Source organism: Mesorhizobium sanjuanii (genome assembly GCF_002529485.1).
Classification (GTDB): domain Bacteria; phylum Pseudomonadota; class Alphaproteobacteria; order Rhizobiales; family Rhizobiaceae; genus Mesorhizobium; species Mesorhizobium sanjuanii.
The window spans coordinates 1-1457 of sequence record NZ_NWQG01000027.1 but is presented as its reverse complement, the minus strand read 5'-3'; the positions used below and the strand labels follow the sequence as shown (position 1 = coordinate 1457).

Annotated in this window: 1 pseudogene; it reads right to left on the bottom strand. The window is 59.5% G+C overall.

Features of this window, described 5'->3' with window-relative positions:
* Positions 1 to 954, bottom strand: a pseudogene (locus CN311_RS05890) (Ulp1 family isopeptidase); the annotation flags it as partial.
* Positions 955 to 1457: the final 503 nt, after the last annotated feature.

The following is a 1457-nucleotide window of genomic DNA, read 5'->3' as shown; positions in this document are numbered from 1 at the left end:
CTCCTGTTCCAGTCGCAGAAGCTCCTCTGGATTGGTTGGCGGCTTGTGAGCTCGATTATCGAACAGCGGCCGCAAGGCCTCGGGAATCTCCGCATTGTGAACCCGCTGCAGCGCCAAGCGGAGTTTCTTGTTGCCTGGAAACAACGCCTCGGCGAGTTCGGTCCGCGAATTGTGATCCAGCCCAGAGATCGTCTGGCCCCGACTCTCAAGCTGCTCAGAAAATCTGCGAAGAAGACGACCATAGACGACACGGGTGCTTAAGGCCAACTCGCTGTCACTGCTTAATTTTTCCAAGATACGCGCATCTGGCTTTGAAGGCACCGCCGCTGGCCACCAGCCAGTCGCTGCATAGCCCGGATCATGATACGCACGTAGGACGTTCAACGCCGTTTTAATGCTCTGGTCATTCGGAAAGAAAGTATCGAGGTGATCGACCAGGGATTGGTGATTTTTTAGATCAGTCGCTTGGCCACGAGCGCCGAGATCATTCGCCAATCGGCGAAGCGCATTCGAGTATATTCGCAGCGTGTCCGCGCTCTGGTTTTGCTGAGCCGCAGCGCGGTCGATCGCCTTATCAATAACATCCCGGTGTTCGGCGGACAGATGGGGATAGCTGGCAGCAGGGCCGCCAGCAGTCGCTGAATAGCCCGGCTCATGATACGCACGCAGGGCCTTCAACGCGCTCTTCATATCAACGTCTTTCGGAAAGAAGGCACCGACGTGATCGACCAGGGATTTGTGATTTCTTAGATCGGTCGCTTGGCCACGAGCGCTGAGATCATTCGCCAACCGGCGAAGTGCAAACGTGTATTTTCGGGCCGTGGTCTCGCCATATTTTTCCTGGGAGTGGGCGATCGCTCTATCAATAAGGTCCCGGTGTTCGTCGGACAGATGGTGATAGCGGGAAGCACGGGCGCCACTCGCAAAAGGGTCGGCTCGGCGCGGCTCGGCCACGTGCTGCTCAAAGCCCGCTTGCCGCGCTTGGCTAGCATCCGGCAAGGGGCCAGGGCGGTCCAAGAAAGAGAGCATTGCGTCTGGGACGCGTTGAGTCCCATGGGAGAAGTCTTTGGGGACGGCGAACGAAACGTTTATGGAGTCCTCGATCGCAGCCGGGGGCGCCTCGGACCTTGCTGAGGGCGCGGCTCCCGCATGCAGCCTTCCGATGTGTTCGGACCCTGTCCCTTGAACCGGTACCCCTTGCAATGGCAATTCACCCAATTGCTGCATGGGGGGCTGCATCGGCATGCGGCCGCCTGAATTGCCGATTTCGCTCGGCTGCTGCTGAATGGCGACGGCTTGCGGCCTATCCACGGCCCTCTGCCTCTCCGCTGGCCGCAACAGCGGTGTGGAATGTTCATTGTTGATGATGCCCCCCTGGGGTGGCAGGTGGTTGCCCTGGTCGAGCGCATCCGGCGAGGGCCGGATCTGCTGTTGGCTGGCAGCCAAGACTGGCGGGG